Genomic DNA, 22,714 nt, shown 5'->3' with positions numbered 1-22,714 from the left:
GCACGTGCCGCCCTCGGCTTCAACTCGTCAGCCGACGCACCCAGATGACCGACGTCCACGCGAAATTGCCGCTGCCGTAGCGCGCGATCAACGTGTCGATGCGCGTGTTGATCCGCGCCGAATGCACGCGGCAGTGCACGATGAAATAGCCGCTGTTCACGCCCACGGCCGAGCCGTCCGGCAGCGTCGGGTTGCCGCCCTGCGCGGGCAACAGGTATTCGGCGATGTCGCCGGTGCTGACGAAGTAGGCGGTGGCGCGCCGGTCGACGAGCCGCCTGGCCTGGCTCGCCGACAGCGTCGGAATCGCGGCGACGAGCACGGGTTCGGGCGCGGTGTTCGCGTTGACGACGGTCAGGTCGGGCAGGATCGTGACGAACGGCGCGAGCGTTGCGACCGCATGCGCGTCGTAGCCGGGAATGCGTGCGAGATCGTCGACGGACACGAGCTGCAGCGGCCAGCCGCCCGGGCCGTTCGTGTCGCGCAGCGAGCGCAGCATGTAGTCGGCCGTCGGTTGCGCGAGCGCCGGGTCGAGCGACAGCTGCCCGAGCAGGCGCCGGTACGCCAGCACGCCTTCGCCGTTGGACTGCCACGGCTTGCCGGGCGCGGCGCGCGACACGAGGTTCGTCAGGTTGAAGCGCGCCTGCGCGTCCTCGACGCTGCCCGAGATCCACGCGCGCGACAGCTCGGCGTTGACCGTTAGCGCGTCGGACGGCAACAAGTCCGAGAGCGGCACGTCGGCAACCGGTGCCGACCACGTCTGGCCGGCGAACGTGACGTTCGACGTCGCGCTTTGTGCGCGCAGCGTCGCGCGTGCCCATTCGACCGCGGCGCGCTCGATCCACATCGTCTGCGTCGCGAGCCGCTGGTTCTCGACGTCGCGCGTCGCGACCTGCTGGCGCCACAGCACGCTGGCCGCGAGCGTGGCCGCCAGCGCGACGACGAGCAGCACCGTCACGATCGCGATGCCGCGTTCGCGTCGTGCGTGCGCCGTCCTGTCTTTTCCGAATCGATGCATCCGCGTGCCCCCGCAGTGTCGGCGCGGCGCGCTCACACCTCGAACGCCAGCCACGCATGCGCGATGCTCGCATGCGCGGATGACGCGACGCCGAACAGCGCGGCCAGCCCCGCGACCCACCATGCGAGCGTCGCGGGACGCATGCCGTCGTCGGCAAGCGGGCCGACGAGGCCGGCGATCGCGTGCGACCGCCACAGCAGCAGCACGAACAGCGCGCCGCCGACGGCCATCGCGATCGCGAACATGTGCGCCGCGACCGCCGGGCGCCGCGTGAACGGCGCGCGGTGATGGCGCTGGTTCGTCGTGACGATCGCGACCCCGTTCGCGACGGGCACGATCGCCATCGCGAGCGCCCAGAACAGCGGCTGGTCGCTCGACGGATTGATCAGCAGCAGCGTGCCGATCGTCCAGATCGGCGGCGCGAGCAGCGTGAGCGCGGACCACGACAGCAGTTGCCACGCGAGCCACGGCGTGCGCCAGCGCAGCGGCGGATGCGGCGCGACATGAGCGGCGGGCGGCAGCGGCCGGCCGGGCATTCCGGCGGCGCCGGACAACCGCCCGGCGAGCCACCGGACGAGCATCGTGGCGAATGACATGGAGTGTCCTGTCGTTGACGTGTTCCGTTCTCAATAGCTAGGACGAAGCGGGCGCGCGCAAGCCGCAGGATTTCGTGCGTGCCGTTGCGTGCGTCGCGATACGGCGATGCGCCGGCGATGCACCGTAAACGGTCCCGGCGATCCCGCGCCGTGTTTCGCGAGCGTTTCGTGAATATCTTCAGCGGAATGTCACAAAAACTTCCCGGTTGAAACCCGAGGATTGTCGGGCCGCACGCCGGCACGTCGCGTTTTCGCGAGGGCCGGCCAGACGGCGACACGTTATCCGGTCGTCCGCGCGCAATGGCGGCACGCTGATGCGCCGCAGGTCGGCCGGACGACGCACGTACACGAAACGGGGGCCAAGCAAGGTCATGCACCGCGTCTCGCGCGTCCTGCGCGAGGGAGCGGCTGCGCGCGCATTGCAGGCCGCTTGCGTCGACCGCCTGCCCGTGCCGGCGGACCGGTCGACGTCACGCAAAAAAACATTGCGGCAATGCGCGCTTCGTTCCGTCTAGGTAGGTGGGAGCTGCGACTCGGTATGCCGTATGCGGCCCCGTCCGCGACCGGCGCGCATGCGTCGTGCCGGCGGGCGGGAACACGCGGACGCGCGCATTTTTTCTCATCAGGCGGCGTGAAGCCGACAGGTGCATGACAGTGGAACAGTTCGAGGAAACCCGGCCGGCCGGCGAGCGCGGCACGCCGACGGACGACGTATCGGCGCGGCAGGCGCAAGCGCTGTCGCCGGTCGTCAACCTGCGCGACACGGGGCGTTTCCTGCAGGTGCTCGAGGCGCTCGGGTGCTCGCTGGCCGTGAGCCGCCGCCCGTCCGGCGTGGCCGTGATCGGCGTCGATGACGGTGTGCCAACGTTGTCCGCGTGCCTGTTGCCGCGCTCGATGGGGATGGCCGTGTCGGGTAACCGGCTCGCGGTCGCGACGATGCACGAGCTGATGGTGTTCGCCAACTTGTCGACGCTCGCGCCGCGCTCTCCGCTCCGCCCGGATCATTACGACGCGATGTTCGTGCCGCGGATGTCGTACTACACCGTCGATCTTGACCTGCACGACATGGCGTTCGACAAGCACGTGCTGCTCGCGGCTAACACGCGCTACTCATGCATCAGCGTGATCGACGGTTATTTCAATTTCACGCCGATCCGGCAGCCGCGTCCGCGTGAGGACGATGAACCCGCGAACGCGGCGGAGCAGGCGTGATGACGATCGATCGTTGCGGGTTTCCCGGCGTCGTTTCGTCCTTATCGGTAGACGGAGCGTGCGCAGGGTGGAGAGCGTCGCCGCGGGCCGGCGGGGTGTTGTGGCTCACGGGGCTGTCGGGCGCGGGCAAGACGACGCTGGCCGATGCGGTGGCGGCGCAACTGCGCGGCCGATCCGTGCATCCGGTGGTGCTCGACGGCGACCGGCTGCGGACGGGGCTGAATCGGGATCTCGGCTTTACGGTGCAGGACCGTTTCGAGAACGTGCGGCGCATCGCCGAAGTCGCGGCACTGACGAGCGAATCGGGCGCGCTTGCGATCGTTGCGGTCATTTCGCCGCTCGCGGCGATGCGCGATGCCGCGAGAGCGATCGTCGGGCCGGCATTCCGTGAAGTGTATGTGAGCACGCCGCTCGCCTGCTGCGAGGCGCGGGATCCGAAAGGGCTGTATGCGAAGGCGCGGAGCGGTGTGCTGCCGGAATTCACGGGTGTTTCGGCGCCGTACGAGCCACCGGTCGAAGCCGATCTCACGATCGACACCGGCCGCGCGTCGCTCGCGATGTGCGTCGACGCGCTGATGCGGTTCGCCGTCGCGCAGTTCGGTGGTGCGGCCGATCCGCAGGCGGCACCGCTGCGGCACGGCTGAGTCCGGATCGATAGCAGGAAATGGTATTTCGCAGTTCATGCTAAGGATGACGAACAAAGAGTCATCAAAGTGAAACAGGCAACTGATAGCGGAGCGGCGACAGTTCGCGACAGCTTCGCTTCGATCCGGAACAACAAAGGGGAATGGCGCATGCCGCCGAGAGTAGACCGCAAGTCACGCGAACGATGGCGGCTGAAATGCCGATGCCTGGCGGGCGTCGTGCTGGCCGGAGGGATGGGCCTCGCACCGGGCGTTCATGCGCAGGAAGCCGCGCCGGCCGCGAAGGCGGCACCGGCCGCACCGCAGTCGTTCGACGTGAATGCCTTCGTGGTGCGCGGCAACACGACGTTGCCGACGCTCGAGATCGAGAAGGCCGTGTATCCGTTCGAAGGGCCGGGCCGCACGCTCGCCGACGTGAACGCGGCACGTGACGCGTTGCAGAAGGCGTACCAGGATCGCGGCTACCAGTCGGTCGTCGTCGAGCTGCCGCAGCAGCAGGTGAAGAACGGTGTGATCCTGCTGCAGGTGACCGAGGCAAAGGTCGGGCGCCTGCGCGTGGACGGCGCGAAATACAACTCGCCGCAGAACATCCGCGATGCGGTGCCGGCGCTCGCCGAAGGCCAGGTGCCCGATTTCAACCAGGCCCAGCAGCAGCTCACCGACCTGAACCGCTCGGCGGACCGCCAGGTGATTCCGGTGCTGAAGCCGGGCGCGTTGCCGCAGACGGTCGACGTCGACCTGAAGGTCGACGATCACAGTCCGCTGCACGGCTCGCTCGAACTGAACAACGACAACAGCCCGGGCACGTCGACGCTGCGCACGACCGCGAGCCTCAGCTATTCGAATCTGTGGCAGCTCGGCCACGTGATTTCCGGCACCTACGTGATCGCGCCGCAGCATCCGAACGATGCGCGCGTCTACGCGTTCTCGTATCTCGCGCCAATCAGGGATTCGCGCTGGAGTTTCCTCGCGACGGTCGTGCATTCGGACAGCAACGTCGCGTCGGTCGGCAACACCAACGTGCTGGGCAAGGGCACCACGTACGGCTTCACCGCGATCTATTCGCTGCCGGCGACGGAGACCTACGCGCATTCGGTCAGCATCGAGATCGATCGCAAGCATTACGACGAGGACGTGTCGCTGCCGGGGCAGGGCGGCTCGACGGCGCCGCTCACGTACGTGCCGGTGACGCTGTCGTACAACGGCCAGTTGAGCCTGAAGAACTCGCAGACGTCGTTCTCCGCGTCGCTGACGACGAACATCCGCGGCCTCGGCAGTGACTGGGGCGCATGGGACAACAAGCGCTACAACGCAACGCCCGATTTCGTGTACGGCAAGTTCGACGTGAACCATACGCAGCGCTTCGCGAACGACATGCAGGCCAACGCGCACGTGAACGCCCAGATATCGAACTCGCCGCTCGTGTCGAGCGAGCAGTTCGCCGCGGGCGGGATGAACAGCGTGCGCGGCTACATGCAGGCAGAGGACACGGCCGACAGCGGCGTGATCGCGTCGCTCGAGCTGCGCAGTCCGTCGCTCGCGAAATGGCTCGGCGGCGCGGTCGGCAGCCGCGTGAACGAGTGGCGCTTCCACGCGTTCTTCGACGCGGCGCACCTGTGGCTGCTGAGCCCGCTGCCGGAGCAGACGGCGCGCTTCAACCTGATGAGTGTCGGCGTCGGCACGCGGGTGCAGATCATGAAGTATGCGAGCGCGGATTTCGAGGCCGGCTGGCCGTTGAAGGCGGGCGTCTATACGCGGCAGTACAGCCCGCGGTTCGATTTCTTCGTAAGGCTGGGGTTCTGACGGATTTTTTTGATCGTGCCGGGGCGATGCGACGAGCGCGGCGCCCGCACATTCGGGGAGTGGATCGTGAAGCGAGTCTTGTTTTTCCTGTTGGCGGTGATGCTCGGCGTGCTGCCCGGCATCGCGAACGCATGGTGGCAGAACGACTGGTCGTACCGGAAGGCGATCACGATCGACGCGAGCGCGAAAGGCGCGAACCTCGCGGAGTCGGCCGGCCGCGTGCCGCTGCTGATCCGCCTGCACTCGGGCAATTTCCAGTTCGACGGGCTGGCCGACAACGGTGCCGACATCCGCTTCGTCGCCGGCGACGACAAGACGCCGCTGAACTACCACGTCGAGCAATACGACCCGGTACTCGGCGTCGCGCTGATCTGGGTCGACGTGCCGAAGATGCCGGCCGGTGCCGCGGAGTCGATCTGGATGTACTACGGCAACAAGAAGGCGCCCGACGGCAGCAAGCCGGCCGAGACGTTCGATGCCGACTACACGCTCGTCTATCACTTCAACGGTGCGGCCGGCGCGCCGCCGAAGGATGCGACCGCGTATGGCAACAATGCGCAGAACGCGGCGTTCCGTACGGTCGAGGACGGCATCGTCGGCAAGGGTGCGCGCTTCGACGGTGCGGGGTCGCTGACGTTGCCGGCAAGCGCATCGCTGAATGTGGCGGCCGGCGGCAGCTTCACGTTCAGCGCATGGGTGAAGCCGTCGGCGCTGGCGCCGAACACGCTGCTCTACAGCCGCCGCGATGGCGCGAACGCGCTGCTGGTCGGCCTCGACAACGGCGTGCCGTTCGCGGAAGTCCAGGGCGCAGCCGGCAATCCGGCACCGGTGCGCACGCCGGCCGCCTCGCCGGTCGCCGCGAACCAGTGGACCTATCTTGCGGTCACGGCCGACGGCAAGAACCTCACCGTCTACGTGAACGGCAAGCAGGCCGCGCAAGTCGCGGCGACGCTGCCCGCGTTGACCGGCGCGGCGACGGTCGCGGCGGACACGACCGGCGCGCCGGCCGGGTTCGCCGCGTATGCGGGCGCGCTCGACGAGCTGCGCCTGTCGAAGGTCGCGCGCTCGCCGGCCGCGATCGCGGTCGATGCGCTCGCGCAGGGCTCGGAATCGAAGCTCGTCGCGTATGGCGCCGACGAGAAGCAGTCGGGTTTCGGCTTCGGCTATTTCGGCGTGATCGTGCAGTCGGTGACCGTCGACGCGTGGGTCGTCATCACGATCCTGCTCGGCATGGCGCTCGTGTCGTGGATCGTGATGTGGACCAAGGCGCGCTACGTCGGCACCGTCGACAAGGCGAACCAGTATTTCGTGCAGCGTTTCCGCGAAGTGGCGGGCCGCCACCTGGTCGGTCTCGCGCATGTCGACGAAGCGAGCGCCGACGGCCGCCGGCTGTACCAGTCGTCGCTGTACCGGCTGTACAAGGCCGGCGTGCATGAAATCCACAGCCGCGTGGACGGCAACGGCCGCACGGTGATCACGTCCGAATCGATCGAGGCGATCCGCGCGTCGATGGACGCGACGCTCGTGCGCGAAAACCAGCGGCTGTCGAAGTCGATGGTACTGCTGACGATCGCGATCTCGGGCGGCCCGTTCCTCGGGCTGCTGGGCACGGTGGTCGGCGTGATGATCACGTTCGCGGCGATCGCGGCGGCCGGCGACGTCAACGTGAACGCGATCGCGCCGGGTATCGCGGCCGCGCTGCTCGCCACCGTCACGGGGCTGTTTGTCGCGATCCCCGCGCTGTTCGGCTACAACTACCTGCTGATCCGCAACAAGAACGTGACCGCGAACATGCAGGTGTTCGTCGACGAATTCGTCACGCGCCTCGCCGAAGCGCACCGCGCGCCCGATCACGCGGTGCTGGCCGACTGACCGCATCGCACGCAGGAGACCACCATGCAGGTTCAGGACGACGACAAGCCGTACGACGACATCAACATCACGCCGATGCTCGACCTCGCGTACGTGCTGCTGATCATCTTCATCATCATGACGACCGCGTCGGTGCAGGGCATCAAGGTCGATCTGCCGAAGGCGAGCTCGTCCGCGAGTCTCGCGAAGCCGAAGACGAAGGCGATCACGGTCGCCGATTCGGGGCAGGTGTTCCTTGACGCGTACCCGGTGACGATGGACGAGCTCGAAAGCCGGCTGCGCACCGAGAAGGCGACCAATCCGGAATTCCCGATCGTGCTGAAGGGCGACGCGGCCGTGCAGTACCAGAAGGTGATGGACGTGCTCGACCTGCTGCGCCGCCTCGACCTGTCGCAGGTCGGCCTGGTGACCGGCAAGGCGAAGCAGGGCGGCTGACGCGATGGAAATGACCTACAACGGCGGCCCGCCGGACAAGGGCCCCGGCCGCTACGTGAAGCCCGTCGCGATCGCGCTGGTGCTTGCCGGCGTGGCCGCGCTGATCTGGCGTTTCGCGGGCGATACCGCGGGCGTGAAGCGCGTGAGCGCGCCGCAGGTGACGACGGTGATCCCGCTGCCGCCGCCCCCGCCGCCGCCGAAACAGAAGCCGCCGCCCGAGAAGGTGAAGGAAGAGGTCAAGACGCCGGTCGAGCGGCCGACGATCGCGCCGAAGCCGTCCGAGGCGCCGAAGCCGTCGGACAACCAGCCGAAGCAGATGACGATGAATGCCGACGCGCAGGCGGGCAGCGACAACTTCGGCATCGGCGCGGGCGACGGGTCGGGCATGCTGGGCAGCGGCGGGGGCGGCAAGTTCGGCAACGCGAGCTATGCGCAATACATGGTGTACGTGCTGCAGCGTGCGATCGAGCAGGACAAGGGCGTGCAGGAGGCCGGCGGCGCCCGTTTCGCGGGCAGCCTGAACCTGTGGATGGACACGTCGGGGCGGATCACGAAGGTGACGATCGCGCAGTCCACCGGCGACGCGAAGATCGACGCGGCCGTCGTCGCGGCGGTCGAGGCGCTCGGCAGGGTCGATGAGGTGCCGCCGCCCGCGACCGCGTATCCGGTGCTCGTCAAGCTCCAGGGCCGCAAGCCGGCATGACGATGCGCGACAGAGACCACGCAAGAATCATGGGGCAGCGCCGTCGCACGGATGCTGCCGGAAAAGAAACGAAAATTGTTCGGAGTGCTTCGATGATTCGGAAGATGAACGGGCGGGGTGGGGTGCCCCGCAACGGCGCGCTGCCCGCACGCCTGTCGCGCGTCGGTGCGGCGGTGCTGACGCTCGGGCTGACGTGCGCGTCCGCCGCGCACGGGCAATCGCTCGAGGCGCAGGCGGCGTCGGGGAAGGCCGCGCCGACGGAAAGCGTGGTGATCAACCTGATCAACCTGCTCGTCAAGCGCGGCGTGCTCACGCAGCAGAACGCGAACGAGCTGATCAGCGAAGCGCGCACGGAAGCCGTGCAGGCGAGGTCGGCGCGCGCATCGGGCGCACCGGTCGTGGCGGGCGGCGTGGTCAACCCGCCGACGCAGCCGGGCGACGTCGCGGTGCCGTACGTGCCGCAGCTCGTGCGCGACCAGATCCGCGACCAGGTGAAGCAGGAAGTGATCGCGCAGGCCAAGGCCGAGAACTGGGCGCAGCCGAACACGTTTCCCGACTGGGTGTCGCGCATCAAGCTCGACGGCGACATGCGCGTGCGTGACGAGTACCACTTCTACGGCAGCCGCAACGCGAACAACGTGACGAACTTCGCGGCGATCAACCAGGGCAACGGGTTCGACATCAACTCGAACACCAACACGACGCAGCTGCCGACCCAGAACACCACGCAGAACCGCAACAACCTGCTGCGCTATCGCGCGCGGCTCGGCGTGACGGCGACGCTGTCCGACGAGATGATCGCCGGCCTCCAGCTCGCGAGCGGCAACGACAATGGCCCCGTGTCGACGACGGGAACGGCCGGGGGCGGCTGGGGGAAGAAGAACATCTGGCTGAACAAGGCGTTCTTCGCGTACCGGCCGACGTCGTGGCTGAACCTGACGGCCGGCCGTTTCGACAACCCGTTCTTCAAGTCGGATCTGGTGTTCTCCGACGACCTGATGATGGACGGGCTCGCCGCGAACCTGCGCCATGCGCTGCCGTGGAATCCGGACGTCACGCTGTTCGGCACGCTCGGCGTGTTCCCGATCCAGTACACGAGCGAGAACTTCCCGTCGAACAGCACCGACAAGGCCGGCAGCGACACGAAGTGGATGTTCGGCGCGCAGTTCGGCGCGGACTGGAAGATCGATGCGAAGAACCGGCTGCGTGGCGCCGTCGCGTATTACGACTTCCAGAACATGCGCGGTACGTTGTCGTCGCCGTGCGCACTGTATCTCGGCGCGACGAGCTGCAGCACCGACAACGAGGCGCCGGCATTCATGCAGGGCGGCAACACGCTGATCGCACTGCGCAACATCGTGCAGAACCCGAACCTCGCGCCGGGGATGACGCCGCAGCCGCAGCTGTTCGGTCTCGCGTACAACTACCGGCTGCTCGACCTGAAGGCGCAGTGGGATACGGTCGTCGCCGACCGCTTCAAGCTGCGGCTCGACGGCGAATACGTGCGCAACCTCGCGTACAACGACAACAAGGCGTTCGCGGCGGCGTCGCTGCCGGTCAACAACTACGAATCGACGTCGGTGAACGCGACGCGTGCCGACTACCGCAGCGGCCCGAACGGCTTCCTCGCGAAGGCGACGTTCGGCGAGCCGGAACCGCGCGAGAAGGGCCAGTGGAATTTCTCGATCGCATACAAGTACCTGCAGCCGGACGCCGTGCTCGACGCGTTCAACGATCCCGACTTCCACCTGGGCGGCACCAACGCGCGCGGTTACGTGCTCGGCGCCGCCTACGCGGTTGCACGGGACACGTGGGTGTCGGCCCGCTACCTGAGCTCGAAGGAAGTGTACGGGCCGCCGGTATCGATCGACGTGCTGCAGATCGAGCTCAATGCTCGCTTCTGACCGGAGCCGGGAATGAACACGATCACTCGCACGATGCTCGCGGCCGCCCTGGCCGGCACGCTGCTGTCCGCGGCCGGCGGCGCGCATGCGCAGAGCATCGAGGACAAGCTGCGCAGCCAGTTGCGCTCGACCGTGCAGGAGCTGCGCCAGTTGCAGGACAGCCAGGCGCAGTTGCAGAGCGACAAGGCGGCGGCTGAGAAGCAGCGTGACGACGCACTTGCGCAGCTGAAGGCGATGCAGGGGCAACTGGCGGCCGCGCGCGGCGACTCGGGCGCCGAGGCCGCGGCGAAGCGCGCGCTGGCGCAGGAACGGGCGGGCCGCGAGCAGGACGCGAAGTCGCTGGCGAAATACAAGTCGTCCTACGAGGACCTGCTGACCGTGTCGCGTGCTCGCGACGCGCAGCACACGCAACTGCAGAAGGACGTCGCCGCGCGCGACACGCAGCTGAAAACCTGCCAGGCACACAATGCCGAGCTGTATCGCGTGGGGCACGAGATTCTCGACGCGTACGAGCACGTCGGCATCGGCACGCTGTTCTCGTCGCGGCAGCCGTTCGCGCAGTCGGCGCGCGTGAAGTATGACGACCTCGCGCAACGCTACGGCGATGCGCTGTACGCGGGCAAGTACGATCCGGCCGCGCGGCCGGTTGCCGCCGCGCCGGCACCGGCACCCGCGGCACCCGCGTCGGCCGCTTCGGCGAACGCGCAGTGAGCGCGCGGCCCGCAACCGGGATTGAACCGATCGATTCGTTGAACATGGGGAAGACAGACATGCAAGACAAGCAACCGAACGCCGGCGACGAACGCGCGGCACACGACGCGCCGATCGAAGCGATCAGCGCCGACCGTCTCGCCGACGTGCTGCGCCGCGCGGGCTATCGCGTGACGGCGGCCGAGCAGAACGGCGCGGTGCAGCTGATGAGCGCGAGCCAGGGCATCGGCTTCGCGGTGCGCTTCGGCAACCCGGCTGCCGCGCTCGCGTCGCAGGCTGCCGATGCAACGCCCGCCGCGCTGCCGTACATCGATTACACGCTGTCGTGCGTGCTGCAGGTGCAGGGTGAGTTGCCGGCCGAGCTCGTCGCGGACTGGAACCGGACCAAGCGCTTCGCGCGTCTCGCGAGCCACGGGCAGTTTCTCGCGCTGGAAATGGACGTGATCGTCGCGGGCGGCGTGTCCGAGCGCTACCTGCGCTCGACCATCGAGCTGTGGGACCGGCTGATCCAGGAATTCCTGCTGCACCTGCGCAACCGTCCCGCGATGGCTGGGCAGGAAGCGGCGGCGCGTGCGGCGGCCGGCGACCAGGCACGCGCATCGACCGCCGAAGCGGCCACGGCAGCAGTCGAGGCTGCCGCGCAGTGATGCGCGGCGGCAGCCGGATCGGCGCCATGCTGCGTGCGTGGTTGCCGGGCCGCGCGCGGCACGACGCGAAAGCCGCGGCCGCGAGCGATGTACCCGCCGCGTGGGGCGCGTATGCACAGCGCATCGCGCGGTGGCTGCAGGCGACGCTGGACGGCGACAACGAAAGCGACGACGCGGCGGTTTGCCGCCTGCGCGCCGGCATCGAGCGCTGGGCCGGCGAACGGGCCGATGCGGGCGACGACCGTCCCGTGCTGCCGGTTCGCGCGTGGCTCGACCGGTACGGGCACGTGACGCGCATCGACAGCGGTGCGGCCGGGCAAGCGGCGCTCGACGCGGCGCCGCCACGCGGGATGGCGCAGCCGCTTGTCCTGCGCATGACGCTGACGGACGCGCGCCGATGCGGCGTCCGCAATTCAGGAACGATCGAGAGGGCAGTCGAACGATGATGACGAAGATGAAGATGCTGGCGACGGTGGCAGGCAGTCTCGTGCTGGGTGCGCCGTTCATTGCGCACGCACAGGACGACGTGATCGCGAATGCCGCGCAGGCATCGGTCACGCAGGCCGATATCGCGGGGCTGCTGAAGTCGGTGAGCCCGGAAGGGCGCGAGCGTCTCGCGGCCGATCCCGCGGCGCTCGACCAGGTCGTGCGTTCGACGCTCGCGCAGAAGGCCGTGCTGGCCGAGGCGAAATCGAAGGGCTGGGACAAGCAGGCGCAGGTGCAGGCGGCCGTCGAACAGGCGCAGCGCGACATCGTCGTGCGCAGCTACCTGGCGTCGGCGAATGCACCGCCGGCCGACTATCCGTCGGACGCGGAGCTGCAGTCCGCGTATGACAGGAATCGCGCCGCGTTCACCGCGCCGCGCGCGCTGCACGTCGCGCAGATCTATATCGCGGTGCCGCCGAACGCGGATGCCGCGACGCTCGACAAGGCGCGCAAGCAGGCGGCCGATCTCGCGAGCCGCGCGCGCGGCGGCGATTTCGCGGCGCTCGCGAAGGCGAATTCGCAGGACAAGGCGAGCGCCGCGAACGGCGGCGATCTCGGGTTCGTGCCCGATCAGCTGATGGTGCCGGCAGTCCGTCAGGCGGCCGACGCGTTGAAGCCGGGCCAGGTCTCCGCGCCGATCCAGACGCCGGCCGGCTTTCATGTCGTGAAGCTGATCGACGTTCGCGCGGCCGCACCGCGCCCCCTGGCCGACGTGAAGGAGCAACTGCGCGCGATGCTGCGCGCGCAGCGCACGCAGCAGAATGCGCAGGCGTATCTCGCGAAGCTCGCCGCTAACGCGCCGATCAACGAAGACGCGCTGAAGAAAGCGCTCGCATCCACCCGGTAGGCGCGCGCATGGGAACCGTCCGTTCGACGCCGCGCGTCGGCGTACCCGACGCGGGCACGCCGGGGCGCCGCCGCCCGGCCGGGGCTGCCGACCGCCCGCGCATGCCGAAAGCGAACCCGTGGCCGGGCCGGCCCGGCGAGTGGCCCACGCATTGCCCGCTGTGCTTCGGGGCGCTGGAGCCGTTGCCCGGTGCGGGCGGTTACGCGCGGCACCGGAGCGCGCGATGCTCCGCGCAGTGCGTGCTCACCACGCGCCAGTACCAGCCGGAGGACCTGACGATTCGCGGCTCGCGCGACGCGCAGGTGGCCGCCCGGCATCGCGAGCGCTTCGTGGCGCACTGGGCGCGTCATTACGCACTGATGCGGCGCGCGTGGCCCGCGCTCACGATCGGGCGTTTCATCGCGGTGATCGCCTGCGTCGACGTCGCGGATCTCTGGTCGTACCGGATGTTGCGCGACGACGATCTGGCGGCCGTGCTGCTCGTGCTGGCCGGTTTCCTGCGCGTGCCGGACGCGTCGGGTGCCGATGTTTCGGGCACCGATGCGTCGGGCGCCGATGCGTCAGGTGTCGACGCACGCGCGCCTGGCGTGCGGTGGGTGCGATTCTGGTTCGACGCGAGCGTGCGCGACGTCGGCGATCTGTGGGCGGCCGGTAACGGCGCGCCGTCGCTGTTTCGCGTCGACTATCGCGAGCCGCTCGTCACGCCGTACCCGACCGGCGCGCAGGTGCAGGCGTGGCAGCCGGTCGACGGCATGCGCGACGCCTGGGCGCAGCGGGTCGATACGCAAGAGCCGGCCGTCGACGACGCCGATCGCGCGGCGTTCGCGCGTTTCCTGGCGCGCGCGTCGGCGGCGGGCGCGAACGTGTGACCGCGGCAGCGCGGGTGCCATGGCGTCATTTCTGAAGGAGCGCGCATGAAGATGCGACGAAGCGCGATCGCGACGATCGTCTGCCTGCTGGTGGCAACGGGCACGCACGCGCAGGGCGGCCGCGCGGCGGCGAGCGCGGGGGCGGCCACGAAGCCGGTGTGCGTCGATGCGGAAGTCGACGGCAAGCGTGCGCTGTCGTACGACTGCCTGAGCCGGCAACTGACGCCGAAGGCCGATCCGCAGGCGGGCGCATCGCAGACGGATGCGGAGCGACTGTCGAAGCAGCCGTCGAACCGTCTTGGCACGTTCAACCTGTCGACCGAGCGGAATCGGTTCGGCTCGAACTGGGGCCGGTCGGTGACGCCACAGCGGCCGGATGCGCCGGTCGTGGTGCCGCCGAAGTAATCCGTGCGGCCGGGCGTGCCGCGCGCGTATCGATGAGCCGGCGGCGTTCCGGCGCGAACCGACGAGGAGCAGCGACATGAAGGCGGGCAGGTACACGAACCGGGCGGTTGTGCTGCGAGCGATGGCGGGCGGGCTGGCGCTGGCCTGCGCGTGCGCCGGTGCAACGACACCGACACCGGCACCGGCATCGGCCGCCGAACGGCCGGCGCAGCCGGTTGCCGCGTCGCCTGCGCCGGCCGTTGCGCTGCCGAACTTCGCCGCGCTGGTGCGGCGCGTCGGCCCGGCCGTCGTCAACATCAGCGTCACGCGCGAAGTCACGCAGATGGGCATCCAGCTGCCGCCGGGCATCGCGCCCGATCATCCGCTCGCGCCGTTTCTCGCGCGGCGCGTGATCGGCAACCGCGAGGAAGTGAGCCTCGGCTCCGGCTTCATCGTCAGTGCGGACGGCGTGATCCTGACCAACCGGCACGTGGTCGGCGACGCCGTCGCGATCGACGTGAAGCTGACCGACAAGCGGCAGTTCAAGGGGCGCGTGATCGGCAGCGACCCCGTCTCCGACGTTGCCGTGATCCGCATCGACGCGCACGACCTGCCGGTCGTCGCGACCGGCGACCCGGCACGCACCGAGGTGGGCGACTGGGTGATGGCGATCGGTTCGCCGTATGGATTCGCGAACACGGTCACGCAGGGCATCGTCAGCGCGAAATCGCGCTCGTTGCCCGGTGAGCGCGCGATTCCGTTCATCCAGACCGACGTGCCGATCAACCCCGGCAATTCGGGCGGCCCGCTGTTCGATCTCGGCGGCCGGGTGATCGCGATCAACTCGATGATTTTCTCGAAGACGGGTGGCTACCAGGGGCTCGCGTTCGCGATCCCGATCGACATCGCGCTCGACGTGAAGGACCAGCTGCTGCGCACCGGCAAGGTCACGCGCGGCCGGCTCGGCGTGGCCGTGCAGGAGGTAAGCCAGGCACTCGCACGTTCGTTCGGCCTCGCGAGCCCGGACGGCGCGCTGATCACCATGGTCGAACCGGATGGCCCGGCCGCGCACGCGGGCCTGCAACCGGGCGACGTCGTGCTCGCCGTCGACGGCAAGCCGGTCGCCGAATCGGCGGATCTGCTCGGCACGGTCGCGCTCATGCGGGCCGGGCGGCAAGCCGACCTGCTGGTGTGGCGCGCGGGCAAGGCGAGGCACGTGATCGCGACCGTCGCCGCATTCGACAGCGGGTCGGCACCGGCAAGCGGCGAGCAAGGGCCCGCGCGGTTCGGGCTCGCGTTGCGCGCGGCGACCGAGCAGGAGCGCCAGCGGCTCGGCGTCGGCCAGGCGCTCGTCGTCGAGCAGGCGAGCGGCCAGGCCGCGCGCGCGGGGTTGCAGGCCGGCGATATCGTGCTGTCGGTCAACGGCACGCCGGTCGCGAACATCGGCGCGCTGATGACCGAGATCGATGCCGCGCGCGGCAACGTCGCGCTGCTCGTCCAGCGCGGCGGCACGCGCCTGTATGTGCCGATCGAGATCGGTTGAGCGGGTGGGCGGTTGATCGGGCGGGCAGGTGGGCGGCTGCGCGGGCGATGTCGCGCGGCACGACGGCTCATCGTCGAAACGGGAGGCGGAATGAAGCGAAGGCAGGAATGGCGCGTGTCCGGCGGGTGGCGGGCGATCGTCGTCGCGTGGGCGCTTGTTTTGGGTATCGCGCCGGCCGTCGCGCAGACGACCGACGTGCCGCAGGCATGGATGCGCTACGGACAGCTTGCCGGGCAGCAGTTCCAGACGTGGCTCGAAGCCGACGGCGACGCGGCCGATCGGCTGCACCGCTATCTCGAGGCGCGCGTGCTGAACGCGAGCGCCGCCGCGCCGCCGCCCGCGATCGTCGTGCGCGCGTGGATCGGCCCGAACGGCGCCGTCACGCGTGTCGAATTCGCGTCGCTCGGCGATCCCGATGCAGACGCGACACTGCGGCAACTGCTCACGGCCGGCCCGCTGGCGGAACCGCCGCCGCCCGACATGCTGCAGCCGTTGCGCGTGCGCCTGCGGCTCGCGCCGAATCCCGATGCGGCCGCTGCCGCGCCGGCATCGGCCGCCCGCATGCCGTGACGCCCGGGCCGGAATGCCGGCGTGGCCGGATATCGTAATAACATATGACGTTATTGCGTCGGCAGGACGATGACGTCCTGCTTCTTCACGAGGAGCCACCCATGCAACTGAGCCAGTTAGGCGGGCATGTCGCCCAATCCGGTTTCGCCGAACGGCAGAAGCACGCGCAGGCGCTGATGTTCGGCATGGCCGACATCAACGAGTACGTGTCCGGCGGCGTCTGTTACGACGCCGCGGCCTATGTCCGGTATCTGCTGCGCAGCGACGCGATGATCGCGCCCGGTGCGCTGCTCGACACGATCGGCCAGCACTGGCGGACCCGCTTCAACTTCGAGACCGGCGGCGAATGGGACGGGCGCGCGAGCATTCCGGCCGGAACCGCGGTCGGCTTCTCGCGGGGCGGCACCGTTTTTCATGCCGCGATCGCCGTCGGCGGCAGCCGGATCCGGGCGATCAACGGGGGCCGTCTCGGCAGCGGCTGGATGTACGCGGTCGACCTTGCGCGGGTGCTCGAGCCGGACGCGGCCGGCGGATTCACGTATGACCGCGCGAACATCCGGGTACACCTGTCGCGCCTGTAGGCGGCGCGGCTTCGGCTGCCACGCCGGCCGCCGCGCGCCGCGCCCACGGCCGGCATCGCGTCGTTCGGCGATTTCCGCATGGCGCCGCGCTGTCCATCGCTGCTATCCTCTCGACCGTGAATGACTATTCGTGGGGCCGTGGAAGCGCATGCTGCGCCGCGGCGATTCACGCGGGTGCGAGCCCGCGTGCGCGCCGGGGTCGCATGGCCGCCTGCCCACGACGATCCATGACCCGTTTCGTGATTGATTTCCTTCCGTCCATGTCCACATGGCCAAGACAACGATGAGCGACGCGCCTGAATCCGCGGCGCCCGGCGACGACGAATCGTCCGGCGGCGCATCGTCCTACCTGGTGCCGGGGCTCGAACGCGGGCTGCGGATCCTCGCCGAATTCTCCGCGCGCGAGCCCGTGCTCGGCGCGCCCGAGTTGTCGAAGCGCATCGGCATTCCGCGCACGACCACGTTCCGCCTGCTGCAGACGCTCGAAGCGCTCGGTTTCCTCGAGCGCGTGAACGGCGACCGTTATTTCCGGCTGGGCGTCGGCGTGCTGCGGCTCGGCTTCGAATACCTGAATTCGCTCGAACTGACCGATCTCGGCACGCCCGTGCTCGAGCGGCTGCGCGATACGACGGGCCTGTCGACGCATCTGCTGATCCGCGACCAGCGCGACGTCGTGTTCGTCGCGAAGGCGCAGAGCAACGCGTCGATGTTCGGTTCGGTGAAGGTGCACGTCGGCACGCGCCTGCCCGCGCATGCGACCGTGCACGGCCACGTGTTGATGGGCGACCTGACGCGCGACGCACTGCGCCAGCTCTATCCGGAGAAGAAACTCGAACAGTTCACCGAGCGCACGCCGGGCACCGTCGACGAACTGTACGAGCGCGTGCGCCATTACGCGCGGCTCGGTTATGCGGTCAGCGAGGCGGCATTCGAGAGCGGCATTTCGGCGGTCACGGCGCCCGTGCGCGATCATTCGGGCTCGATCGTCGCGGCGATCACCGCGACGGTGCCGCGCTCGGAGATCGGCGAGGCCGGCGAGAAGGAACGGCTCGTCGAAGCCGTGTGCGGCGCGGCGGTCGACCTGTCCCAGCGCCTGAACTATCGTCCGCTCGAAAGCGACCCGACGTTCGCGCACGCGCGCCACAAGGTCGCGATGTTCTGACGCCGACTTGTCGGGCGGGCCGCCGCACGCGGCACCGCAATCAAAAAAACGAGGGGCCCGCGGGCCCCTCGTTTCGTTTCAGGCACCGGCTGCCTGGCGCCGTTCAGAACGAGTGGTGGATCCCGGTGAGCACGACCACCTGGTTCGCGGTGCTCGACACGCCGGCCGTGAAGAACGCGGCCTTTGCGCCGCCCGAACCGTGCTCGTACAGCACGTTCGCATAAAGCTGCGTGCGCTTCGACAGCGAATAGATGTCGCCGAGTTCGACCTGCGTCCAGCGGCGGCCGGCCAGCGTCGTGGTTGCCGCGCCGCCCGCGATCGTGTTGAACGCGCTGCTGCGATAGTTCACGCCCGCGTCGTAGCTCTGGAACGTGTCCGAATAGCCGTTCGACTGCATTTTCGTGCGCGTGTACAGGCCATGCACGAGGAAGTCGCCGAACTGGTAGGACGCGCCCGCGCCGATGTTCTCGACCTTGTTCGCGATGTAGCCGTTCGCGGTGTTCTGCCCCTGGAAGGACGTGATGCCGGTCGTGCTGATCAGGATCGAGCGGTCGTGCTCGTTCGAGTACACGGCTGACGCCTTGAACGGCCCGTTCGCATAGTTCAGCGCGACGCCGACCGACTTGCCGGTCGAGAAGTTCGTCGTGTTGCCGAGCGCCATCGTCGCCGCGGCCGAGAAGCCCGCGAAGGTCGGCGAACGATACTTGACCGCGTTGTTGTACGGCACGTTGCCGGTCGCGGCGAGCCCGTCGATGTTGCCGGGGTGGAACGCGTACCAGCTCATCGCGAGGTAGGCCGTGCTGAGCGGATCGAGATAGTCGAACGACAGCGGCGTCTGGCGGCCGAGCGTCAGCGTGCCGTAGCGTTCCGAGCTGAGGCCGACGAAGGCCGCGCGGTTCCAGATCGTATTCGCGGTCGCGAACTGGCCGTTGTTCGTATAGAAGCCGTTTTCGAGCTGGAAGATCGCCGACAGGCCGTCGCCGAGGTCTTCCTTGCCCTTCAGGCCCCACCGGTCGGGCTGCGTATTGCCCTGGATCATCGCCCATTTCGCATGGCCGCCGACGTTGTTCACGTACGCGACCCCCGCATCCATGCTGCCGTACAGCACCACGCTGCTCTGCGCCCACGCGCCCGACACGGCGCCCAATCCGATCACTGTTGCTGCTACCGCATGCTTGACCATTTGATCTCCTGAATCTCCAACCTGATGAAAACGTGCCGTGGCGGCCTGCGCGGGAACGGCCTGCCGTTGCGCGTCTTCGCCATCGAGCGGGCATTTTTTATGTTCCATATAAGGAACAACGTGCCTCTGATGGAATGGAGTATAGGGGCGTCGAGCGCCGTATCAAAAATAATTTTTTCGGGACGGATGGAATTCGTGCCGGTGCCCGGTTTCGGTGCGCGACGCCCGAAAAAAGGCCGTAAATGCCCGCTACACAACAAAAAATTACATTTGGCAAGGCAAACGGAAGTGACTGCCGACCCGATGGTCGGTGTTTTCCCTAGGGCGTGCAGCTTTTTGTTTTACTCGTGAAAAGTCGCTCCTATAATCACCATCCATAAACTGCTGTTCCGGGTATGGAACAAATCGGAACAAACCGAGAGTCGATCAGAAGGAAGGGTGTGAGATGTCTGAACAATGGGTTTGCGCCGGGCACGCCGGCGCGCTGTCGGAAGACACGCCGATCGAGTTCAAGCGGACCGACGGCGTCGAAATCGGGATCTACCGCGTCGGTGACGACGTGTATGCGCTCGAGAACGTGTGCCCACATGCGTACGCGCTGCTGACGCAGGGGTTCGTCGACGAAGGCACGGTCGAATGCCCGCTGCACGAGGCCGTGTTCGACATCAGGACGGGCGAATGCCTGAAGGGTCCGGGCGGGCGCGCGCTGAAGCAGTACGCGGTGCGCCTTGCCGGCGAGGAAATCCAGATCAAGGTGGAGTAACCGATGAAAGAAGCGACCGTCAACTTCAATCCCTTCCTGAAGCCGTGGGTGGCGCCGCAGCCGAACAACGTCGCGGGCAAGGGGCAGATCGAGATCCCCGGCCAGGTCGAGAACCAGGTCTGGCAGAACCGCAAGGCCGCCCCGACCCAGTACGAAAACGACCTCGGCGATGCGCTCGAGCGCGTGTTCGAAGCCGGCGCGACCGAGCTGGACGATGTCGTCGCGGGCCTGAACCGCATCGGCTTTCGCGCGCCGGACGGCACGGTTTGGACACCTGAGCGTTTCCGCGCCGAAATGGCCTCGCTGGCGGAATGAGCGCAGCGACCGCGCCGCGCGCGTGAGCGCCTGAGCGCCGACCCGACAACCGCATCCGGAGCACACTGATGACGTCCCCCGTACAACACGCAGTCCAACACGACCCGGTCCGTGACTATCTCGACCGCGGCATCAAGAACTACTGGTATCCCGTCGCGCCGAGCTGGCAGGTGTCGAACGCACCCGTCGGCCTCACGCGCCTGTCCGAGCAGATCGTGCTGTGGCGCGATCACGAGGGCAAGGTTCACGCACTCGAAGATCGCTGCCCGCACCGCGGCGCACGCCTGTCGCTCGGCTGGAACCTCGGCGGCAACATCGCGTGCTGGTATCACGGCATCGAAGTCGACGGCGGCGGCACGGTCAACCGCGTGCCGGCCGTGTCGAACTGTCCGCTCGAAGGCACGAAGTGCGTGAAGTCGTATCCGGTCGAGGAGAAGGCCGGCGCGATCTTCCTGTGGTTCGGCGATGAAGCGCACGGCGAGCCGGCGCCGCTGAACCTGCCCGAGGAACTGGTCGCCGACGAGTACGGCCACTTCCTGTGCGTGTCGAACTGGAAGTGCAATTACCAGTATGCGATCGACAACGTGATGGACCCGATGCACGGCGCGTACCTGCACGCGACGTCGCATTCGATGGCCGAAGGCGACAAGCAGGCCGACATGCGCGTGCGCAAGACGGAAACGGGCCTGATGTTCGAGAAGATCGGCCAGCGCGACGTGAATTTCGACTGGGTCGAGCTCGGCGAAACCGGCTGCCTGTGGATGCGCCTCGCGATTCCGTACAAGCAGAAGTTCGGCCCCGGCGGCAACTTCGGGATCATCGGCTTCGCGACGCCGGTCGACGGCGACAACTGCCAGGTCTATTTCTGGCGCACGCGCAAGGTCAGCGGCTGGCAGCGCGACGTGTGGCGATTCATGTACCGCAACCGCCTCGAGGGCCTGCACTGGGACGTGCTCGAGCAGGACCGCTACGTCCTCGAAAGCCTCGCGCCGCACGCGCGCGATCACGAATACCTGTACCAGCACGACGTCGGCATCACGCGCGTGCGCCGGATGCTGCGCCAGCGTGCGCAGGAGCATCTTTCCGCGCTCGACGCGCATCGTGCGGCGCAGGCCGCGGCGGAGCCCTCGCATGGCTGAGCGCGCTCCGGTCGTGTCGCTGCCGGGGCGCCGCGTGCTCGTCACGGGCGGCGCGCGCGGGCTGGGCGCGGCGTTCGTGAAGGCGCTGGTCGCGGCGGGTGCGCAGGTCGCGTTCGGCGACGTGCTCGCCGAAGAAGGCCGCGCGCTGGCCGCGCAGCTCACGCAAGCCGGCCATACCGCGTTTTTCTTCACGCTCGACCTGGCCGATCCGGCGAGCGTCGATGCATTCGTCGCGCAGGGCGCGGCGGCGCTCGGCGGCATCGACGCGCTGATCAACAACGCGGCGATCACGAACTCGGGCGGCAAATTGTCGACGGAGCTCGACGTGTCGACCTGGGACGCCGTGATGAACGTGAACGTGCGCGGCGTGTGGCTCGTCAGCAATGCGGCGTTGCCGCACCTCGCGCAGTCGGGGCGCGGCGCGATCGTGAACCTCGCATCGGACACCGCGTTGTGGGGTGCGCCGAAGCTGCTCGCGTACGTCGCGAGCAAGGGCGCGGTGATCGCGATGACGCATGCGCAGGCACGCGAGTTCGGCGCGCACGGCGTGACGGTCAATGCGATCGCGCCGGGGCTGACGGAAGTCGAGGCGACCGCCTACGTGCCGGCCGAGCGCCACGCGTTCTACATGCAGGGCCGTGCGCTGACGCGCGCGCAGGTGCCCGACGACGTGACGGGCCCCGTGCTGTTCCTGCTGTCGGACGGCGCGCGCTTCGTGACGGGTCAATTGCTGCCGGTAAACGGCGGCTTCGTGATGAATTGAATTGAAGTTTTCACTCTGATGAAGGAGAGGACGATGGCGGACGCCGATCTCGAACGCAAGTCGTGGGACCAGCCGGAAGGCGCAAGCTTCAACGACTGGATGGAAGGGCGCGTTGCTCGCTACGCGACGCGGCGCTACGACTGGGACGCACTGAAGTTCCAGGCCGACTACGACCCGAAGTACCGCCGTGCGCAGATGCGCTACGTCGGCACGGGCGGCACGGGCGTCGCGAAGGACGTCAACACGGTGCCGGCCGGCAACTTCACGTTCTCGACGATGGTCATCCCGGCCGGCAACATCGGCCCGAGCCACATCCATATCGACGTCGAGGAAATCTTCTTCGTGCTGCGCGGCAAGATGAAGGTGATCTGCGAGCGCGACGGCGAGACGTGGGAAGCGATCCTCGGCGAGCGCGACCTGATCTCGGTGCCGCCGGGCGTGTATCGCACGGAAATCAACATCGGCGAGGAAGATGCGCTGATGTGCGTGATGCTCGGTTCGCCGAAGCCGGTCACGCCGACGTATCCGCCCGATTCGCCGCTCGCGAAGATCAAGCGCTGAGACGGG

26 protein-coding genes are annotated in these 22,714 nt (G+C 68.3%); 23 read left to right on the top strand and 3 right to left on the bottom strand.

The annotated features are described in order from the left end of the window. Positions 1-19 precede the first annotated feature (19 nt). Positions 20-1,015, bottom strand: coding sequence for a type II secretion system minor pseudopilin GspK (gene gspK / locus FOZ70_RS19610; protein ID WP_193093432.1), 996 nt, complete (start codon positions 1,013-1,015; stop codon positions 20-22). Between the two features lie 32 nt (positions 1,016-1,047). Then, positions 1,048-1,611, bottom strand: a complete 564-nt coding sequence (locus FOZ70_RS19605; protein ID WP_219706534.1) for a hypothetical protein — start codon at positions 1,609-1,611, stop codon at positions 1,048-1,050. A 648-nt stretch (positions 1,612-2,259) separates the two neighbouring features. On the opposite strand from FOZ70_RS19605, the gene FOZ70_RS19600 reads away from it, so the two are divergent. The 17 genes from FOZ70_RS19600 (at position 2,260) to FOZ70_RS19520 (ending at position 17,984) form a co-directional block, all read left to right on the top strand. After that, positions 2,260-2,823, top strand: a complete 564-nt coding sequence (locus FOZ70_RS19600) for a TIGR03032 family protein (RefSeq protein WP_258025666.1) — start codon at positions 2,260-2,262, stop codon at positions 2,821-2,823. Positions 2,824-2,918: 95 nt separating this feature from the next. Beyond that, entirely contained in the window at positions 2,919-3,467 is a 549-nt protein-coding gene (cysC, locus tag FOZ70_RS19595) for an adenylyl-sulfate kinase (protein WP_230954431.1), read from the top strand. Positions 3,468-3,617: 150 nt separating this feature from the next. Beyond that, positions 3,618-5,270 carry a ShlB/FhaC/HecB family hemolysin secretion/activation protein gene (locus tag FOZ70_RS19590; protein WP_059588536.1) on the top strand — a complete coding sequence of 551 codons (1,653 nt, stop codon included), beginning with the start codon at positions 3,618-3,620 and terminating at the stop codon, positions 5,268-5,270. A 66-nt stretch (positions 5,271-5,336) separates the two neighbouring features. Further along, positions 5,337-7,142: a MotA/TolQ/ExbB proton channel family protein gene (locus FOZ70_RS19585; RefSeq protein WP_219706533.1), complete on the top strand. Its 1,806-nt coding sequence runs from the start codon at positions 5,337-5,339 to the stop codon at positions 7,140-7,142. Positions 7,143-7,166: 24 nt separating this feature from the next. Then, a complete protein-coding gene (locus FOZ70_RS19580) occupies positions 7,167-7,577 on the top strand; it encodes a biopolymer transporter ExbD (RefSeq protein ID WP_027780971.1) in 411 nt (136 codons plus the stop codon). Positions 7,578-7,581: 4 nt separating this feature from the next. Then, positions 7,582-8,280: a TonB family protein gene (locus FOZ70_RS19575; RefSeq protein ID WP_053076265.1), complete on the top strand. Its 699-nt coding sequence runs from the start codon at positions 7,582-7,584 to the stop codon at positions 8,278-8,280. 92 nt (positions 8,281-8,372) lie between these two features. Continuing rightward, positions 8,373-10,184, top strand: coding sequence for a putative porin (locus FOZ70_RS19570; protein WP_219706532.1), 1,812 nt, complete (start codon positions 8,373-8,375; stop codon positions 10,182-10,184). Between the two features lie 12 nt (positions 10,185-10,196). After that, positions 10,197-10,895, top strand: coding sequence for a hypothetical protein (locus FOZ70_RS19565; RefSeq protein WP_219706531.1), 699 nt, complete (start codon positions 10,197-10,199; stop codon positions 10,893-10,895). Positions 10,896-10,954: 59 nt separating this feature from the next. Continuing rightward, positions 10,955-11,542 carry a YbjN domain-containing protein gene (locus tag FOZ70_RS19560; RefSeq protein ID WP_219706530.1) on the top strand — a complete coding sequence of 196 codons (588 nt, stop codon included), beginning with the start codon at positions 10,955-10,957 and terminating at the stop codon, positions 11,540-11,542. Between the two features lie 26 nt (positions 11,543-11,568). Next, entirely contained in the window at positions 11,569-11,988 is a 420-nt protein-coding gene (locus FOZ70_RS19555; protein WP_258025664.1) for a hypothetical protein, read from the top strand. Beyond that, positions 11,985-12,875: a peptidylprolyl isomerase gene (locus FOZ70_RS19550; RefSeq protein ID WP_219706528.1), complete on the top strand. Its 891-nt coding sequence runs from the start codon at positions 11,985-11,987 to the stop codon at positions 12,873-12,875. Before FOZ70_RS19555 ends, FOZ70_RS19550 begins: the two co-directional genes overlap by 4 nt. A gap of 8 nt (positions 12,876-12,883) precedes the next feature. Then, the gene (locus FOZ70_RS19545; RefSeq protein WP_219706527.1) at positions 12,884-13,744 is read left to right on the top strand and encodes a hypothetical protein; all 861 of its coding nucleotides are present in this window, start codon (positions 12,884-12,886) and stop codon (positions 13,742-13,744) included. Between the two features lie 45 nt (positions 13,745-13,789). After that, complete coding sequence (locus FOZ70_RS19540) at positions 13,790-14,149, top strand: hypothetical protein (protein WP_059854273.1); 360 nt, start codon at positions 13,790-13,792, stop codon at positions 14,147-14,149. 76 nt (positions 14,150-14,225) lie between these two features. Next, positions 14,226-15,671: a Do family serine endopeptidase gene (locus FOZ70_RS19535; RefSeq protein ID WP_219706526.1), complete on the top strand. Its 1,446-nt coding sequence runs from the start codon at positions 14,226-14,228 to the stop codon at positions 15,669-15,671. A gap of 90 nt (positions 15,672-15,761) precedes the next feature. Then, positions 15,762-16,241: a hypothetical protein gene (locus FOZ70_RS19530; protein WP_059484800.1), complete on the top strand. Its 480-nt coding sequence runs from the start codon at positions 15,762-15,764 to the stop codon at positions 16,239-16,241. A gap of 101 nt (positions 16,242-16,342) precedes the next feature. Next, complete coding sequence (gene tecA / locus FOZ70_RS19525) at positions 16,343-16,822, top strand: type 6 secretion system effector deamidase TecA (RefSeq protein WP_021161519.1); 480 nt, start codon at positions 16,343-16,345, stop codon at positions 16,820-16,822. A 268-nt stretch (positions 16,823-17,090) separates the two neighbouring features. After that, on the top strand, positions 17,091-17,984 hold the full coding sequence (locus FOZ70_RS19520; RefSeq protein ID WP_042976374.1) for an IclR family transcriptional regulator: 894 nt from the start codon (positions 17,091-17,093) through the stop codon (positions 17,982-17,984). Positions 17,985-18,087: 103 nt separating this feature from the next. On the opposite strand, the gene FOZ70_RS19515 is transcribed toward FOZ70_RS19520, so the two are convergent. Beyond that, entirely contained in the window at positions 18,088-19,167 is a 1,080-nt protein-coding gene (locus tag FOZ70_RS19515) for a porin (RefSeq protein ID WP_042976372.1), read from the bottom strand. Positions 19,168-19,191: 24 nt separating this feature from the next. Between FOZ70_RS19515 and FOZ70_RS19510 the strand changes: the two genes are divergently transcribed. From FOZ70_RS19510 to FOZ70_RS19485, 6 genes are all read left to right on the top strand, one after another. Further along, entirely contained in the window at positions 19,192-19,518 is a 327-nt protein-coding gene (locus FOZ70_RS19510; protein ID WP_219706525.1) for a hypothetical protein, read from the top strand. Positions 19,519-19,612: 94 nt separating this feature from the next. Then, positions 19,613-19,930, top strand: coding sequence for a non-heme iron oxygenase ferredoxin subunit (locus FOZ70_RS19505; protein ID WP_021161517.1), 318 nt, complete (start codon positions 19,613-19,615; stop codon positions 19,928-19,930). Positions 19,931-19,933: 3 nt separating this feature from the next. After that, on the top strand, positions 19,934-20,245 hold the full coding sequence (locus tag FOZ70_RS19500; RefSeq protein ID WP_059588521.1) for a recombinase-like helix-turn-helix domain-containing protein: 312 nt from the start codon (positions 19,934-19,936) through the stop codon (positions 20,243-20,245). 68 nt (positions 20,246-20,313) lie between these two features. Continuing rightward, a complete protein-coding gene (locus tag FOZ70_RS19495; RefSeq protein ID WP_021161515.1) occupies positions 20,314-21,384 on the top strand; it encodes an aromatic ring-hydroxylating dioxygenase subunit alpha in 1,071 nt (356 codons plus the stop codon). Further along, on the top strand, positions 21,377-22,147 hold the full coding sequence (locus FOZ70_RS19490; RefSeq protein WP_048022637.1) for an SDR family oxidoreductase: 771 nt from the start codon (positions 21,377-21,379) through the stop codon (positions 22,145-22,147). The genes FOZ70_RS19495 and FOZ70_RS19490 overlap by 8 nt, the downstream gene beginning before the upstream one ends. A gap of 33 nt (positions 22,148-22,180) precedes the next feature. Beyond that, entirely contained in the window at positions 22,181-22,708 is a 528-nt protein-coding gene (locus FOZ70_RS19485; protein WP_021161513.1) for a cupin domain-containing protein, read from the top strand. Positions 22,709-22,714 lie beyond the last annotated feature (6 nt).

Source organism: Burkholderia sp. COPS (assembly GCF_019425585.1).
GTDB classification, from domain to species: Bacteria; Pseudomonadota; Gammaproteobacteria; order Burkholderiales; family Burkholderiaceae; genus Burkholderia; species Burkholderia cepacia.
Note: the sequence above shows the minus strand (reverse complement) of the source record. Positions and strands in the feature narration are given on the sequence as shown.

What these genes read in the sequence shown, in the direction of transcription:
- FOZ70_RS19485 (WP_021161513.1), top strand. Translation starts at nt 22,181, where the DNA reads ATGGCGGACGCCGATCTCGAACGCAAGTCGTGGGACCAGCCGGAAGGC.
- FOZ70_RS19555 (WP_258025664.1), top strand. Translation starts at nt 11,569, where the DNA reads ATGCTGCGTGCGTGGTTGCCGGGCCGCGCGCGGCACGACGCGAAAGCC.
- gspK (WP_193093432.1), bottom strand. Translation starts at nt 1,015, where the DNA reads ATGCATCGATTCGGAAAAGACAGGACGGCGCACGCACGACGCGAACGC.
- FOZ70_RS19490 (WP_048022637.1), top strand. Translation starts at nt 21,377, where the DNA reads ATGGCTGAGCGCGCTCCGGTCGTGTCGCTGCCGGGGCGCCGCGTGCTC.
- FOZ70_RS19605 (WP_219706534.1), bottom strand. Translation starts at nt 1,611, where the DNA reads ATGTCATTCGCCACGATGCTCGTCCGGTGGCTCGCCGGGCGGTTGTCC.
- FOZ70_RS19530 (WP_059484800.1), top strand. Translation starts at nt 15,762, where the DNA reads ATGAAGCGAAGGCAGGAATGGCGCGTGTCCGGCGGGTGGCGGGCGATC.
- FOZ70_RS19600 (WP_258025666.1), top strand. Translation starts at nt 2,260, where the DNA reads ATGACAGTGGAACAGTTCGAGGAAACCCGGCCGGCCGGCGAGCGCGGC.
- tecA (WP_021161519.1), top strand. Translation starts at nt 16,343, where the DNA reads ATGCAACTGAGCCAGTTAGGCGGGCATGTCGCCCAATCCGGTTTCGCC.
- FOZ70_RS19545 (WP_219706527.1), top strand. Translation starts at nt 12,884, where the DNA reads ATGGGAACCGTCCGTTCGACGCCGCGCGTCGGCGTACCCGACGCGGGC.
- FOZ70_RS19495 (WP_021161515.1), top strand. Translation starts at nt 20,314, where the DNA reads ATGACGTCCCCCGTACAACACGCAGTCCAACACGACCCGGTCCGTGAC.
- FOZ70_RS19520 (WP_042976374.1), top strand. Translation starts at nt 17,091, where the DNA reads ATGGCCAAGACAACGATGAGCGACGCGCCTGAATCCGCGGCGCCCGGC.
- FOZ70_RS19540 (WP_059854273.1), top strand. Translation starts at nt 13,790, where the DNA reads ATGAAGATGCGACGAAGCGCGATCGCGACGATCGTCTGCCTGCTGGTG.
- FOZ70_RS19565 (WP_219706531.1), top strand. Translation starts at nt 10,197, where the DNA reads ATGAACACGATCACTCGCACGATGCTCGCGGCCGCCCTGGCCGGCACG.
- FOZ70_RS19580 (WP_027780971.1), top strand. Translation starts at nt 7,167, where the DNA reads ATGCAGGTTCAGGACGACGACAAGCCGTACGACGACATCAACATCACG.
- FOZ70_RS19535 (WP_219706526.1), top strand. Translation starts at nt 14,226, where the DNA reads ATGAAGGCGGGCAGGTACACGAACCGGGCGGTTGTGCTGCGAGCGATG.
- FOZ70_RS19560 (WP_219706530.1), top strand. Translation starts at nt 10,955, where the DNA reads ATGCAAGACAAGCAACCGAACGCCGGCGACGAACGCGCGGCACACGAC.
- FOZ70_RS19515 (WP_042976372.1), bottom strand. Translation starts at nt 19,167, where the DNA reads ATGGTCAAGCATGCGGTAGCAGCAACAGTGATCGGATTGGGCGCCGTG.
- FOZ70_RS19575 (WP_053076265.1), top strand. Translation starts at nt 7,582, where the DNA reads ATGGAAATGACCTACAACGGCGGCCCGCCGGACAAGGGCCCCGGCCGC.
- FOZ70_RS19510 (WP_219706525.1), top strand. Translation starts at nt 19,192, where the DNA reads ATGAAAACGTGCCGTGGCGGCCTGCGCGGGAACGGCCTGCCGTTGCGC.
- FOZ70_RS19505 (WP_021161517.1), top strand. Translation starts at nt 19,613, where the DNA reads ATGTCTGAACAATGGGTTTGCGCCGGGCACGCCGGCGCGCTGTCGGAA.
- FOZ70_RS19550 (WP_219706528.1), top strand. Translation starts at nt 11,985, where the DNA reads ATGATGACGAAGATGAAGATGCTGGCGACGGTGGCAGGCAGTCTCGTG.
- FOZ70_RS19590 (WP_059588536.1), top strand. Translation starts at nt 3,618, where the DNA reads ATGCCGCCGAGAGTAGACCGCAAGTCACGCGAACGATGGCGGCTGAAA.
- FOZ70_RS19500 (WP_059588521.1), top strand. Translation starts at nt 19,934, where the DNA reads ATGAAAGAAGCGACCGTCAACTTCAATCCCTTCCTGAAGCCGTGGGTG.
- FOZ70_RS19570 (WP_219706532.1), top strand. Translation starts at nt 8,373, where the DNA reads ATGATTCGGAAGATGAACGGGCGGGGTGGGGTGCCCCGCAACGGCGCG.